The following is a 15,187-nucleotide window of genomic DNA, read 5'->3' as shown; positions in this document are numbered from 1 at the left end:
GGTTACGCCTTCTTCTGGTGTTGAGCCAACGCGGCTTTGACAAAACCGCTGAACAGCGGATGGCCGTCGCGTGGGGTCGAGGTGAACTCAGGATGGAACTGGCAGGCGACGAACCATGGATGATCCGGCGCTTCAACCACTTCGACCAGCGCAGCATCGGCGGAGCGACCGGAAATCTTCAGGCCGGCTTCGATGATCTGCGGCAGCAGGTTGTTGTTCACTTCGTAACGGTGACGATGACGCTCGACAATCACGTCCTTGCCGTAGCAATCATGGACTTTGGAGCCCGGCTCAAGCAGGCAATCCTGCGCGCCGAGGCGCATGGTGCCGCCCAGATCGGACGCTTCGGTACGCACTTCGACAGCACCGGTGGCGTCTTCCCACTCGGTGATCAGACCGACAACCGGATGGCCGCTGGCACGATCGAACTCGGTGGAGTTGGCGTCTTTCCAGCCCAGTACGTTACGGGCGAATTCGATGACCGCCACTTGCATGCCCAGGCAGATGCCGAGGTACGGAACCTTGTTTTCGCGAGCGTACTGAACAGCGGTGATCTTGCCTTCAACGCCACGCAGACCGAAGCCGCCTGGCACCAGAATCGCATCAACACCTTCGAGCAGCGCAGTGCCCTGGTTCTCGATGTCTTCGGAATCGATGTAGCGCAGGTTGACCTTGGTGCGGTTGCTGATGCCGGCATGGCTCATGGCTTCGATCAGCGACTTGTACGCGTCGAGCAGCTCCATGTACTTGCCGACCATGGCGATGGTCACTTCGTGTTCCGGGTTCAGCTTGGCATCGACCACTGCGTCCCACTCGGACAGATCGGCGCTGCCGCATTGCAGACCGAAACGCTCGACGACGAAATCGTCCAGGCCCTGCGAGTGCAGGATGCCCGGGATCTTGTAGATGGTATCGGCGTCTTCCAGCGCGATTACCGCACGCTCTTCAACGTTGGTGAATTGCGCGATCTTGCGACGCGAGGACACATCGATCGGGTGATCGGAGCGGCACACCAGCACGTCTGGCTGCAGACCGATCGAGCGCAGTTCCTTGACGGAGTGCTGGGTCGGTTTGGTCTTGGTTTCGCCAGCGGTGGCGATGTACGGCACCAGCGTCAGGTGCATCAGCATCGCGCGCTTGGCGCCGACTTCAAAACGCAACTGGCGGATGGCTTCGAGGAATGGTTGCGACTCGATGTCACCGACGGTGCCACCGATTTCGACCATCGCGACGTCAGCGTCACCGGCACCTTTGATGATGCGACGCTTGATTTCGTCGGTGATGTGCGGGATCACCTGGATGGTTGCACCCAGGTAGTCGCCACGGCGCTCTTTGCGCAGCACGTGCTCGTAGACACGGCCGGTGGTGAAGTTGTTGTTCTGGGTCATGGTCGTGCGGATGAACCGCTCGTAGTGCCCCAGATCCAGGTCGGTCTCGGCGCCGTCGTGGGTGACGAATACTTCACCGTGCTGGAACGGACTCATGGTGCCTGGATCGACGTTGATGTACGGATCCAGCTTCAGCATGGTGACCTTAAGCCCCCGCGCCTCCAGGATAGCCGCCAATGAAGCCGAGGCAATGCCTTTCCCCAATGAAGAAACAACACCGCCCGTGACGAATATGTAGCGCGTCATGAAAAACCCTAGAAGTCTGCGTTAAAGCGGAACGAGCCGCCGGGGAAAGCGAAGGAAGGCCGAAGCCCCCGATCACCTGCATTAATCACAGTGCACCTTTCGAAAAAACCGCCGCGTTGTGACAGACCGGCAGATGAAACACCGGTACGTTGCTCGCTACACATTTTTTGGAATCGCCCAGCAAAGACTGCTTGGTAATCGGCAACTCCTGCAATTCAGGCGAATCCACAGAAGTTGTATCAAGAAGGGAGCGTAGTCTACCGGAATGCTCCTTTCAGCTCAAACCTTGATCTTCGTCTGTTGGCTGCCAGTGCAATGTCCAGCCTTCGTCCATCTGACCAGCAAGACCCGGCAGGTTCGCCACGGCGAGCAATTCTTCGCCACGAAACAGCAGCGGCAATCTGCCACGCACGAAGGCCGGGACCGCGCGCTCGTTGAGCAGACGCTTGAGATCACGACTGCCGCGCTCGGCCAGTTGCATGACCTCACCGCCCTGCCGATAGGCAATACGCAAAGGCCCGGATGGAGCTTGCCCGTGGAGCATGACGCGTCCGTTATCCGGCAAGCGTAGCGCTGAAGTCGGGGTCTGCCAGTCGGCGCCGATCACTGGCGTGCGCAACCAACTGTCGCTCAGCCACCAGACGCGACCGCCGCTGCGGTGCAGCTCTCCGTCGGCCAAACGCCAGATCGGTGAAGCGTCGGCGCCGGCATTACACAGCGTTGTCCAACCCGACCAATGGTCAGCATCCGGCAGCCGGGTCAACGGTTCGAGCCAGTGGCTGAGGGCATTTCGCTGGCGCGCGTCAGACAACGCCGTCAATGGTGTCAGCTCCAGCGATGGCACACCCAGCCAAGCGAATTCATTGGGCGTTTCGGCTTGTGCGAGATCAATCTGCGCCAGCTCATCGAGCAAGCCCTGCGCCTCACGCAGATTCGCAGCGGTGCGCGCCATGCTGGCCTGCGCTTGCGGCCAGCGTTCGGTGAGGACCGGCATGACTTGATGGCGCAAATAGTTGCGCGAAAACTGCCGGTCCTGGTTCGACGGGTCTTCGATCCAGCGCAACTGATGCGCCTGTGCATAACCTTCCAGCTCAGCACGGCTGACATCCAGCAACGGTCGAACCAGCATGCCCTGCCCCACTGGGCGCTGCTGCGGCATCGCCCCGAGCCCGCGTACACCGGCACCGCGCAACAGCCGAAACAGCAGCGTTTCCGCTTGGTCATCGCGGTGCTGGCCAGTCAGCAACACGTCATTGGTCTGCGTCAGCGAACTGAACGCGGCATAACGCGCATCCCGCGCCGCCCGCTCCAGGCTCGCCCCGCCCTTTACGGTCACCTGCTCCACTTGCAAAGGAATGTCCAGCGCATCGCAAACGTCTTGGCAATGTTGCGGCCACGCATCGGCCGCAGCCTGAAGGCCGTGGTGGATATGAATGGCGCTGAGCGCAGGGAGGGATTCGGTGTTCGCCAGAGTGGCGAGCAGATGCAGGAGGACGGTGGAATCGAGGCCACCGGAGAAGGCGATGCGCCAGTGAGCGGCGTGGCGCCAGGGCTCAAGGTTCAGCAATAGCCGGGATGGCAAATCAGTTGGGGACTGGCCCATTTCTGCACCTTTGCCTAAAAACCCCTGTGGGAGCGAGCCTGCTCGCGAATGCGGCTTAACATTCAACAGATCCGTCGACTGTCATACCGCTTTCGCGAGCAGGCTCGCTCCCACAGGGATAGTACGCGTCTGATTAGAGACCGTAGCTCATCAGGCGATCGTAACGGCGCTTGAGCAGCGCTTCGTTATCGAACTGCTTGAGCATCGCCAGTTGCGAGCTCAGCTCGGCGCGGATCGAAGCGGCGGCAGCAGCCGGGTCACGATGGGCGCCGCCCAGTGGCTCGCTGATCACTTTGTCGACGATACCCAGGCCTTTCAAACGCTCAGCGGTGATGCCCATTGCCTCAGCGGCATCCGGTGCTTTCTCGGCGGTCTTCCACAGGATCGATGCGCAACCTTCCGGCGAGATCACCGCGTAAGTCGAATATTGCAGCATGTTCAATTGATCGCAGACGCCGATGGCCAGTGCGCCGCCGGAACCACCTTCACCAATTACAGTGGCGATGATCGGAGTCTTCAGACGCGCCATCACACGCAGGTTCCAGGCAATCGCTTCGCTCTGGTTGCGCTCTTCAGCGTCGATGCCAGGATAAGCACCCGGGGTATCGATGAAGGTCAGGATAGGCATCTTGAAGCGCTCGGCCATCTCCATCAGACGGCAGGCCTTGCGATAGCCTTCCGGACGCGGCATACCGAAGTTGCGGCGAACTTTCTCACGCACTTCACGGCCCTTCTGGTGGCCGATGATCATCACTGGCTGGTCTTCCAGACGGGCGATACCGCCAACGATGGCGGCGTCGTCGGAGAAGTGACGGTCGCCGTGCAGTTCGTCGAACTCGGTGAAGATGTGCTCGATGTAATCGAGGGTGTAAGGGCGTTTCGGGTGACGCGCCAGGCGTGCGATCTGCCAGCTGGTCAGCTTGCCGAAGATGTCTTCGGTCAGCGTCTTGCTCTTGTCCTGCAGGCGGGAGATCTCATCGCCGATATTCAGCGAATTGTCATTACCGACCAAGCGCAACTCTTCGATCTTGGCTTGCAGGTCGGCGATCGGCTGTTCGAAATCTAGAAAATTCGGGTTCATAGGCGTCCGTCTTGGGTCGTGTCCCAAGTGAGCTTGGGCCGGCCGGTTGTCTATTCGCGCCCTACCTTAAGGGAGAGGCGCGCTGAGGTCGAGATTAAAAATTCAGGTTGCGGGCAAGCGCCATGATGGCACTTGCCGGTCAACGGTATTGGAGGAAGACGTTGTCTCGCCCGAACTGGTCACGCAGGGCTTGAATCAAGGCATCCGCCGGGTCGATCCGCCAGGTCTCGCCGAACTGCAGCAAGGTCTTCGCATCCGGGCTGGTGTACTCCATGGTCACCGGGCACGCGCCGCGATGACGCTTGAGCAGTTCGCCCAACCAGCGTAGCTGATCGCCTTTGAGATCCTGGGTGTGCAGCTTCAGGCGCAGGCTCTCGGCCAAATTGGTCCGCGCATCTTCCATGCTCATCACGCGCTTGACCCGCAGGCGCAGGCCGCCGGAGAAGTCGTCATTGCTGACTTCGCCTTCGACCACCACCATCGCGTCGGTCTGCAGCAGCGACTGCGCCGAATGGAACGCATCGGCAAACAGCGACGCTTCGATCCGTCCGGAGCGGTCGTCAAGGGTGATGAAGCCCATCTTGTCGCCCTTCTTGTTCTTCATCACCCGCAGGGCAATGATCATCCCCGCCACCGTCTGCGTGTCGCGCGCCGGTTTCAGGTCGATGATGCGCTGACGGGCGAAGCGGCGGATTTCGCCTTCGTATTCGTCGATCGGGTGACCGGTCAGGTACAGGCCCAGGGTGTCTTTTTCACCCTTGAGGCGTTCCTTGAGGGTCAGTTCCTTGGCCTTGCGATGGGACGCGTAGACGTCGGCATCTTCTTCGACGAACAGGCCGCCAAACAGGTCGGCGTGGCCAGAGTCGTGAGTCCGCGCAGTCTGCTCGGCAGCCTTGATCGCTTCTTCCATCGCCGCCAGCAGTACCGCGCGGTTACGGTCGATGTTGGCTTGATAGGCCTTTTGTTCGTCGTGGAAATACGGGCCGAGGCGATCCAGCGCGCCGCTGCGAATCAAGCCATCGAGAGTTCGTTTGTTGATGCGCTTGAGGTCGACCCGCGCGCAGAAATCGAACAGATCCTTGAACGGACCGGCCTGACGCGCTTCGGTGATCGCTTCCACCGGACCTTCACCGACGCCTTTGATCGCGCCGAGGCCGTAAACGATGCGGCCGTCGTCGTTCACCGTGAACTTGAACTCCGAAGTGTTCACGTCCGGCGCGTCGAGGCGCAGCTTCATCGTCCGCACTTCCTCGATCAAGGTCACGACCTTGTCGGTGTTGTGCATATCCGCCGAAAGTACCGCGGCCATGAACGGCGCCGGGTAGTGAGCTTTCAGCCAAGCGGTCTGGTACGACACCAGGCCGTAAGCGGCGGAGTGGGACTTGTTGAAGCCGTAACCGGCGAATTTCTCCACCAGGTCGAAAATGTTACCGGCAAGATCCGCGTCGATGCCGTTGGTCGCGCAACCCTCGATGAAGCCGCCGCGCTGCTTGGCCATTTCTTCGGGCTTTTTCTTACCCATCGCCCGACGCAGCATGTCCGCACCGCCGAGGGTGTAACCGGCCATGACCTGGGCAATCTGCATCACCTGTTCCTGATACAGGATGATGCCGTAAGTCGGCGCCAGTACCGGCTTGAGACCGTCGTACTGGTAGTCCGAGTGCGGATAGGCCAGTTCGGCGCGACCGTGCTTACGGTTGATGAAGTCGTCCACCATGCCCGATTGCAGCGGACCGGGACGGAACAGTGCAACGAGTGCGATCAAGTCTTCCAGGCAGTCGGGCTTGAGCTTTTTGATCAGCTCTTTCATGCCCCGGGATTCAAGCTGGAACACCGCCGTGGTTTCGGCTTTTTGCAGCAACTGATAGGTCGGCTTGTCGTCGAGCGGGATAAAGGCGATATCCAGCGGCGGCTCGTTGACCTTGGCGCGGTCGCGGTTGATGGTTTTCAGCGCCCAGTCGATGATCGTCAGGGTACGCAGGCCGAGGAAGTCGAACTTCACCAGACCGGCGGCCTCAACGTCGTCCTTGTCGAACTGGGTCACCAGACCGTCACCGGCCTCGTCGCAATAGATTGGCGAGAAGTCGGTGAGTTTGGTCGGCGCGATCACCACACCACCGGCGTGCTTGCCGACGTTACGCACCACGCCCTCAAGCTTGCGCGCCATCTCCCAGATTTCCGCTGCTTCTTCATCGACCTTGATGAAGTCGCGCAGGATTTCTTCCTGTTCGTAGGCTTTTTCCAGGGTCATGCCGACTTCGAACGGAATCATCTTCGACAGACGATCCGCCAGGCCATAGGACTTGCCCTGCACCCGCGCCACGTCACGGACCACAGCCTTGGCGGCCATGGAACCGAAGGTGATGATCTGGCTCACCGCGTTGCGGCCGTACTTTTCGGCCACGTAATCGATCACCCGGTCACGACCGTCCATGCAGAAGTCGACGTCGAAGTCGGGCATGGAAACCCGTTCCGGGTTGAGGAAACGTTCGAACAGCAGGTCATATTCCAGCGGGTCGAGGTCGGTGATCTTCTGTACGTAAGCCACCAGCGAACCGGCACCCGACCCACGGCCCGGACCTACCGGCACGCCGTTGTTCTTGGCCCACTGGATAAAGTCCATCACGATCAGGAAGTAACCGGGGAAGCCCATCTGGATGATGATATCCAGCTCGAAATTCAAGCGGTCGACGTAGACTTGACGCTTGGCTTCGTAGTCTTCGGTAGTGTCTTTGGGCAGCAGCACAGCCAAGCGTTCTTCGAGACCTTCGAAGGAGACCTTGCGGAAATATTCGTCGATGGTCATGCCATCGGGGATCGGGAAGTTGGGCAGGAAGTGTGTGCCCAGCTTCACTTCGATGTTGCAGCGCTTGGCGATCTCGACGGTGTTTTCGATGGCGTCGGGAATATCGCTGAACAGCTCGAGCATTTCCTCGGCGCTTTTCAAGTATTGCTGATCGCTGTAATTCTTCGAACGACGCGGGTCATCGAGGGCGCGGCCCTCACCGATGCACACGCGGGTTTCGTGGGCGGCAAAGTCTTCCTGCTTGATGAAACGCACATCGTTGGTCGCCACCAGCGGCGCACCGAGCTTGTCGGCCAGGGCCACGGCGCCATGCAGCTGTTCTTCATCGTTGGGGCGGTTGGTGCGCTGGATTTCCAGATAGAAGCGATCCGGGAACACCGCCATCCACTCGCGCGCCAGCGCTTCGGCTTCCGCCGGATTGCCGCCGATCATGGCCATGCCGATCTCGCCTTCTTTGGCGGCGGACAGCATGATCAAACCTTCGTTGGCCTCGGCCACCCACTCGCGCTCGACGATGACCATGCCGTTGCGCTGGCCTTCGATGAAGCCACGCGAGATCAGTTCGGTGAGATTGCGATAACCCTGAGCGTTCATCACCAGCAGGCTGAGGCGGCTCAGCGGTGCATCCGGGTCCTTGTTCGCCAGCCACAGGTCGGCGCCGCAGATCGGCTTGATGCCGGCGCCCATGGCGTTTTTATAGAACTTGACCAGGGAACACATGTTGTTCTGGTCGGTGACCGCGACCGCCGGCATGTTCATGGCGGTCAGCGCCTTGACCAGCGGCTTGATCCGCACCAGCCCGTCGACCAGGGAGTATTCAGTGTGCAGGCGTAGATGAACGAATGAAGCCGGCATAGTGATCCTGTCCAGTTACATAGAGACAACGAGGCCCGGATTGTACCGGGCCTCGAATAAAACATCAGCCTTGCGCCTAAACCTGCGTCAGGCTTTCCCGCGCCTCGTAAGCCAGGCGTACCGGGGCGAACGAGCGGCGGTGAATCGGCGTCGGGCCGAGCCGCGCCAGTGCTTCCAGATGAACGGGCGTCGGGTAGCCTTTATGGCCGCCGATGCCGTAGCCCGGGTAGATCAATTCGAATGCCGCCATTTCGCGGTCACGACTGACCTTGGCCAGAATGGACGCCGCCGCGATCGCCGGCACCTTGCCGTCGCCCTGAATCACCGCCTCGGCACGCATCGGCAGATGCGGGCAGCGGTTACCGTCGATCATCGCCAGTTTCGGCTGAATGTGCAGACCGGCAACCGCGCGCTGCATGGCCAGCATGGTCGCGTGGAGGATATTCAGATCGTCGATTTCTTCAACTTCGGCACGGGCGATGCACCAGCTCAGGGCCTTTTCACAGATCTCGTCGTAGAGCTTTTCGCGCTTGGCTTCGGTGAGTTTTTTCGAATCGTCGAGGCCGAGGATCGGCCGGTTCGGATCGAGAATCACTGCCGCCGTCACCACCGCACCGCACAACGGACCACGACCGACTTCATCAACACCGGCGACCAGTTCTTCGACTTCGGCGACCAGGGTGAAATCCAGGCCCATTTGCATGCTTGTCTTGCTCATTGTGGTTTGCCGATCAGGTCAAGGACGGCTTGCGCCGCCTGATTGGAAGCATCGCGCCGCAGCGTGCGGTGGATCTCGTCGAAGCCGCGGGTCTGTTCATCACCGCCATCGATCAATGGCGACAGCGTCTGCGCCAAGGCTTCGACAGTCGCATCATCCTGCAACAACTCCGGCACCAGCAAGCGCTGAGCGAGCAAGTTGGGCAGCGACACGTACGGGCTCTTGACCATGCGTTTGAGAATCCAGAACGTCAGCGGCGCCAACCGATATGCCACCACCATCGGTCGCTTGTACAGCAGCGCTTCAAGGGTAGCAGTGCCGGAGGCGATCAACACGGCGTTGCACGCGGCGAGGGCCAGATGGGATTTACCGTCGAGCAATGTCACCGGCAAATCCCGGCCAGCAAGCAAGGCCTCAAGTTGCACCCGGCGTTCCGGGTTTGCACAAGGCATGACAAAGCGCACGCCCGGACGCATGGCGCGCAGACGTTCGGCGGTGTCGAGGAACAGCGCGCCGAGGCGACTGACTTCACCGCCACGGCTGCCCGGCATCAGCGCTACCAGCGGACCGTCGGGCAAACCCAGCTCGGCGCGGGCAGCGGCACGATCAGCTTGCAGCGGAATGGTATCGGCCAAGGTGTGACCGACGAAACGCACCGGCACGCCTTTCTCTTCGTAGAATTTCGCTTCGAACGGCAACAGGGTCAGCATCAGATCGCAGCCTTCGCGGATCTTCAGCACCCGTTTCTGCCGCCATGCCCACACTGACGGGCTGACGTAATGCACGGTCTTGATCCCGGCCTGACGCAGCTTGAGTTCAATATTGAGGTTGAAATCCGGCGCATCGATGCCGATGAACACGTCTGGCTTTGCGGCAATCAGTGTGGCAATCAGCTCTTTGCGGCGCTTGAGCAATTCACGCAGCCGACCGAGGACCTCCACCAGCCCCATGACCGACAAGCGCTCCATGGGAAAGTACGAGGTCAGGCCTTCGGCCTGCATCAGCGGACCGCCGACGCCGATGAACTCGACTGCCGGGTGCTGAGCCTTGAGCGCACGCATGAGGCCGGCGCCGAGAATGTCACCGGAAGCCTCACCCGCCACCAGCGCAATACGCAGATTGGCCATGATCAGCGGGTGATGCCGCGAGTCGATGCCTGGATCGAATCGCGGAACACGGCGACTTCAGGGAACTGCGCAGACGACTCGGCCAGTTCGGCCAACGCCTGCTCGACCGTCAGGCCCTGCCGATAGACCGTCTTGTAAGCACGACGCAAGGCGTGGATCGCGTCTTCGCTGAAACCGCGACGGCGCATGCCTTCGAAGTTCATGCTGCGCGCTTCGGCCGGGTTGCCGAATACGGTGACGAACGCCGGAACGTCCTTGCCGATCGCCGTGCCCATGCCGGAAAAGCTGTGGGCGCCGATGTGGCAGTACTGATGCACCAGGGTAAAACCGGAGAGGATCGCCCAGTCGTCAACGTGTACATGCCCGGCCAACGCAGTGTTGTTGACCAGAATGCAGTGATTGCCGATGACGCTGTCATGGCCGATGTGGGCATAGGCCATGATCAGGTTGTGATCACCCAGTGTGGTTTCCGAACGGTCCTGCACGGTGCCACGGTGAATGGTCACGCCTTCGCGGATGACGTTGTGGTCGCCGATCACCAGGCGGGTTTCCTCGCCTTTGTACTTCAGATCCGGGGTGTCTTCGCCTACCGAAGAAAACTGGTAGATGCGATTGTTTTTACCAATGCGGGTCGGCCCCTTGAGGATCACGTGCGGCCCGATCACGGTACCCTCGCCGATTTCCACACCTGCGCCGATGATCGACCACGGGCCGACCTCGACGCCGTCAGCCAGAACGGCGGACGGATCGATGATTGCGCGAGGGTCAATCAAACTCATACTTTCTGTTCCGCGCAGATGATTTCTGCCGAGCAGACCGGCTTGCCGTCCACCGAAGCCTGGCATTCGAACTTCCAGATCTTGCGCTTGCAGCTGATGAAAGTCGCTTCAAGGATCAACTGATCGCCCGGCTTGACTGGCTGGCGGAAGCGCAGCTTGTCGGAACCGACGAAGTAATACAGGGTGCCGTCGGCCGGTTTGACGTCGAGCATCTTGAAACCGAGGATCCCGGCAGCCTGAGCCATCGCCTCGATGATCAGCACGCCCGGCATGATTGGATGCGCAGGGAAGTGACCATTGAAGAACGGTTCATTGATGCTGACATTCTTGTAGGCGCGAATTCGCTTGCCTTCAGTGTCCAGTTCCACCACCCGGTCCACCAGCAGGAACGGGTAACGGTGAGGCAGGTATTCGCGAATCTCGTTGATGTCCATCATTTCAGGGGAAAGCCTATGTAAAGATTGGGAGCGCGACTGACGCGCACTCCTCTAGCAAATCAAGGAGGCAGTCCAGAGGCTGTGCACACTTGATATGGAAATGGTATCAGCCATCAGATGAAGCATTGCCGTCAGGGGTCACTTCCCCAACGCGCTTTTCCAGCTGTTTCAACCGTCGCGCGATGTCATCGAGCTGACGGATTCGGGCCGCGCTTTTGCGCCATTCGGCCGCCGGTTGCATGGCTGTGCCGGAAGAATAGGCGCCCGGCTCGGTAATCGAGTGAGTCACCATAGTCATCCCGGTCAGGAAAACGTTGTCGCAAATATCAATGTGGCCGACCAGACCTACACCGCCAGCGAGCATGCAGTGCTTGCCGATCTTGGTGCTGCCGGAAATGCCGACGCACGCAGCCATGGCGGTGTGATCACCGACCTGGACGTTGTGCGCGATCTGAATCTGGTTGTCGAGCTTCACACCGTTGCCAATCACCGTATCGGCCAGAGCGCCGCGGTCGATGGCGGTGTTCACGCCGATCTCGACATCGTCGCCGATGGTCACGCCACCGATCTGGGCGATTTTCTGCCAGACACCTTTCTCGTTGGCGAAGCCGAAGCCCTCACCGCCGATCACTGCACCGGACTGAATAACCACACGCTTGCCGATGCGCACATCGTGATAGAGCGTGACGCGCGGAGCCAGCCAGCCGCCTTCACCGATTTCGCTGCGCGCGCCGACTACGCAATGCGCGCCCAGCGTGACCTGTGCAGCGATGCGTGCACCGGCTTCGATCACCACGAACGGACCGATGCTGGCACTTGGATCAACCACTGCGTCCGCCGCGATCACCGCTGTCGGATGAATCCCGCCAGCCGCTTTTGGCTTTGGATCGAACAGATGCGAGATGCGTGCGTAGGCCAGGTAAGGATCCGGCACCACCAAGGCATTACCGGCGAAACCTTCGGCGTCGGCTTCCTTGAGCAGCAGTGCAGCTGCCTGAGAACCGGCCAGGTATTTGCGGTATTGGGGATTTGCCAGAAAGCTCAACTGAGCTGGGCCAGCCTCTTGCAAAGTGGCTAGCCCAGTAATTTGCGTCTCGGGGTCGCCACGCAGGGTGGCGCCGAGGTGCTCGGCCAACTGGCCGAGCCTGATAGTCACGGTCATGGGTTACTTCAGCTGATTCATGCGCTCGATAACCTGGCGCGTGATGTCGTACTGAGGTTTGACATCGATGACTGCGCCACGCTCGAACACCAGGTCAAAACCACCTTTCTTGATGACTTCTTCCACGGCACTGTCCAGTTTCGGCTTCAGTTGCTTGAGCATTTCACGGTCGGCAACAGCTTTGGCTTCATTCAGTTCCTTGGACTGGAACTGGAAGTCACGAGCCTTTTGCTTGAATTCCAGCTCCAGACGCTCACGCTCGCCCTGCTGCATTTTGTCGCCACCGGCCATCAGACGGTCCTGAATGCCTTTGGCGCTGCTTTCCAGGGTTTTCAGCTTGGTCAGTTGCGGACCGAACTTCTTCTCTGCATCCACCGCGTACTTCTTCGCCGCGTCGGATTCCAGCAGAGCCATCTGATAGTTCAGCACGGCAATTTTCATGTCGGCGAACGCCGGGCCTGCCACCAGTACGGAGGCCAGGAGAACCAATTGAGTCAACTTACGCACGATGCACTCCTACAAAATCCATTGTCGTTATCTTGGGTCAGACGCTTAGAACGTCTGGCCGAGGGAGAATTGGAACACTTGAGTTTCAGCGTCATCCGGTTTCTTGATCGGCATCGCCAGGGCGAAGCTCAACGGACCCAGTGCGGTGACCCAGGTCACGCCGACACCTACGGAACTGGCCATGTTGCTCAGGCTGATGTCGTTGCACTTGGTGTTGGACGAGGAACCATTGGCGTTCGTAGTGTCCTTGCACTGCGAGTCAAACACGTTACCGACATCCCAGAAGACCGAAGTACGCAGGGAACGCTGATCCTTGACGAATGGCAGCGGGAACAGAACTTCTACACCGCCCTGGATCAGGACGTTACCACCGAACGGCAGTGGATCCTGGTCCGGGTCAGCGATAGTGCCAGGGTTGTTACCACGGCTCGGCGTACTGCGCGGGCCGAGGGTGCTGTCCTTGAAGCCACGAACCGAGTTGAAACCACCGGCATAGTAGTTTTCATAGAACGGCAGACCATCGGTCGAACCGTAACCATCGCCATAACCGAGTTCGGAGTGCAGGCGCAGTGTGTAGTTTTCGGTGATCGGCTGGAACAGCTGACCACGGTAGTCAAGTTTGAAGAACGACAGGTCGCTGCCAGGAATGGTGGTTTCCAGGGTCAGGCTCTGGGAACGACCACGGGTCGGCAACACGCCTTTGTTCAGGGTCGACTCGGACCAACCGGCCGAGGCCTTGAAGTTCAGGTAGTTGTCGCCTTCCTTCTCGACGAAGTCGAAAATCTCGTCAACGGTATAGCGACCGGTGTTGATCTTGTCCTGCTGGGCAGACAGACCGAAGGTCAGACGCGATGTTTCGCTGATCGGGTAGCCGACGTTCACGCCCGCACCGAGGCTGTCTACCGCATAGCTGGAAATATCGGCATCGAGTTCATCGTAGTCGGTGGTGCGATAGAACGCGTTGTAACCCAGGCTCACGCCGTCGGCGGTCCAGTAGGGGTCAACGTAGCCGAAGTTGTAGCGGCTCTGGTATTCGCTGCGGGTCAGGCCGATGCTGACGCGGTTACCGGTACCCAAGAAGTTGTTCTGGGTGATCGAACCACCGAGGATCAGACCGGCGCTCTGGGCGAAACCAACGCTGGCGGTGATCGAACCGGAAGCCTGTTCTTCAACGGCGTAGTTCACATCAACCTGGTCGTCGACGCCAGGCACCGCCGGGGTTTCAACGTTGACTTCCTTGAAGAAGCCCAGGCGCTCCAGACGGGTCTTGGACTGGTCGATCAGGTAGGTCGAAGCCCAGCCACCTTCCATTTGACGCATTTCACGACGCAGCACTTCGTCCTCGGACTTGGTGTTGCCACGGAAATTGATGCGGTTTACGTAGGCACGCTTGCCCGGATCGACAGCGAAGAGGATGTCCACAGTGTGGTCATCATCGTGCGGCTGAGGCACGCCGTTGACGTTGGCGAATGTGTAGCCTTCGTTACCCAGACGACGGGTGATCAGCTCGGAGGTGGTGGTCATCAGCTTGCGCGAGAACACCTGGCCCTTCTGCACGAGCAACAGCGACTTGATCTGGTCTTCAGGGACTTTCAGGTCACCGCTGAGCTTGACGTCTCGAACGGTGTACTTCTCGCCTTCGGTGACGTTGACAGTAATGTAGACGTGCTTCTTGTCCGGGGTAATCGATACCTGGGTCGAAGCGATGTCCATGTTGATATAGCCGCGGTCCAGATAGTAGGAACGCAGACGCTCCAGGTCACCGGAAAGTTTTTCACGGGCATATTTGTCATCGTTCTTGAAGAACGACAGCCAGTTGGTGGTTTTCAGTTCGAACAGGTCGGTCAGGTCTTCCTCAGGGAAAACCGTGTTGCCTACCACGTTGATGTGCTGAATGGCGGCAACGGTACCTTCGTTGATCTTCACCTTCAGACCCACGCGGTTACGCGGCTGCGAAACCACTTCGGTGTCAACGGTTGCCGAGTAGCGACCCTGGGCGACGTACTGACGTTGCAGTTCGTTACGCACACCCTCGAGGGTGGCGCGCTGGAAGATTTCGCCTTCGGCCAGACCGGATTGCTTGAGGCCTTTCATCAGGTCTTCAGTGGAAATCGCCTTGTTGCCTTCGATTTCGATACTGGCGACCGATGGACGCTCGACCACGGTGATGACCAGAACGTTGCCTTCGCGGCCCAGCTGGATATCTTGAAAGAAACCGGTTTTGAACAACGCACGAGTGGATTCCACCAGGCGACGATCATCCGCCTGCTCGCCGACGTTCAACGGCAAGGCACCAAAGACGCTACCCGCGGAGACCCGCTGGAGGCCATTGACGCGAATATCAGAGATAGTGAAGGACTCGGCGTGAACTTCGGCGATCATCAATACGGTGAGAACCGCAGTTAGCAGCAGACGTTTCATGAAGTCCTTTCTTATTCCAACTGGCAATAAACAAACTGCCGCAAAATGCGGCAGATT

The 15,187-nt window shown here is 59.5% G+C and carries 11 protein-coding genes; all 11 read right to left on the bottom strand.

Annotated elements, in window-relative coordinates; all coding sequences use genetic code 11:
- Positions 1-2 precede the first annotated feature (2 nt).
- Positions 3-1,634, bottom strand: a complete 1,632-nt coding sequence (locus tag ASG55_RS01945; RefSeq protein WP_016771462.1) for a CTP synthase — start codon at positions 1,632-1,634, stop codon at positions 3-5.
- Positions 1,635-1,908: 274 nt separating this feature from the next.
- Positions 1,909-3,237: a tRNA lysidine(34) synthetase TilS gene (gene tilS, locus ASG55_RS01940; protein ID WP_056783221.1), complete on the bottom strand. Its 1,329-nt coding sequence runs from the start codon at positions 3,235-3,237 to the stop codon at positions 1,909-1,911.
- A gap of 133 nt (positions 3,238-3,370) precedes the next feature.
- Positions 3,371-4,318, bottom strand: a complete 948-nt coding sequence (locus ASG55_RS01935) for an acetyl-CoA carboxylase carboxyltransferase subunit alpha (protein WP_016771465.1) — start codon at positions 4,316-4,318, stop codon at positions 3,371-3,373.
- A gap of 139 nt (positions 4,319-4,457) precedes the next feature.
- Positions 4,458-7,979, bottom strand: coding sequence for a DNA polymerase III subunit alpha (gene dnaE, locus ASG55_RS01930; protein ID WP_056783220.1), 3,522 nt, complete (start codon positions 7,977-7,979; stop codon positions 4,458-4,460).
- A gap of 76 nt (positions 7,980-8,055) precedes the next feature.
- Positions 8,056-8,682, bottom strand: coding sequence for a ribonuclease HII (rnhB, locus tag ASG55_RS01925; RefSeq protein WP_016771466.1), 627 nt, complete (start codon positions 8,680-8,682; stop codon positions 8,056-8,058).
- 11 nt (positions 8,683-8,693) lie between these two features.
- On the bottom strand, positions 8,694-9,824 hold the full coding sequence (gene lpxB / locus ASG55_RS01920; RefSeq protein ID WP_056783217.1) for a lipid-A-disaccharide synthase: 1,131 nt from the start codon (positions 9,822-9,824) through the stop codon (positions 8,694-8,696).
- A gap of 2 nt (positions 9,825-9,826) precedes the next feature.
- The gene (gene lpxA / locus ASG55_RS01915; protein ID WP_056783215.1) at positions 9,827-10,603 is read right to left on the bottom strand and encodes an acyl-ACP--UDP-N-acetylglucosamine O-acyltransferase; all 777 of its coding nucleotides are present in this window, start codon (positions 10,601-10,603) and stop codon (positions 9,827-9,829) included.
- Complete coding sequence (gene fabZ, locus ASG55_RS01910) at positions 10,600-11,040, bottom strand: 3-hydroxyacyl-ACP dehydratase FabZ (RefSeq protein WP_016771469.1); 441 nt, start codon at positions 11,038-11,040, stop codon at positions 10,600-10,602. The genes lpxA and fabZ overlap by 4 nt, the downstream gene beginning before the upstream one ends.
- Positions 11,041-11,146: 106 nt before the next feature.
- Positions 11,147-12,202 (bottom strand): UDP-3-O-(3-hydroxymyristoyl)glucosamine N-acyltransferase, encoded by a 1,056-nt coding sequence (gene lpxD / locus ASG55_RS01905; protein ID WP_056783213.1) that lies wholly within the window; start codon positions 12,200-12,202, stop codon positions 11,147-11,149.
- Positions 12,203-12,205: 3 nt separating this feature from the next.
- Complete coding sequence (locus ASG55_RS01900; protein WP_003222140.1) at positions 12,206-12,709, bottom strand: OmpH family outer membrane protein; 504 nt, start codon at positions 12,707-12,709, stop codon at positions 12,206-12,208.
- A 45-nt stretch (positions 12,710-12,754) separates the two neighbouring features.
- On the bottom strand, positions 12,755-15,130 hold the full coding sequence (gene bamA, locus ASG55_RS01895) for an outer membrane protein assembly factor BamA (RefSeq protein ID WP_041478127.1): 2,376 nt from the start codon (positions 15,128-15,130) through the stop codon (positions 12,755-12,757).
- Positions 15,131-15,187: the final 57 nt, after the last annotated feature.

It is taken from the genome of Pseudomonas sp. Leaf434 (genome assembly GCF_001425545.1).
Classification (GTDB): domain Bacteria; phylum Pseudomonadota; class Gammaproteobacteria; order Pseudomonadales; family Pseudomonadaceae; genus Aquipseudomonas; species Aquipseudomonas siliginis.
Note: the sequence above shows the minus strand (reverse complement) of the source record. Positions and strands in the feature narration are given on the sequence as shown.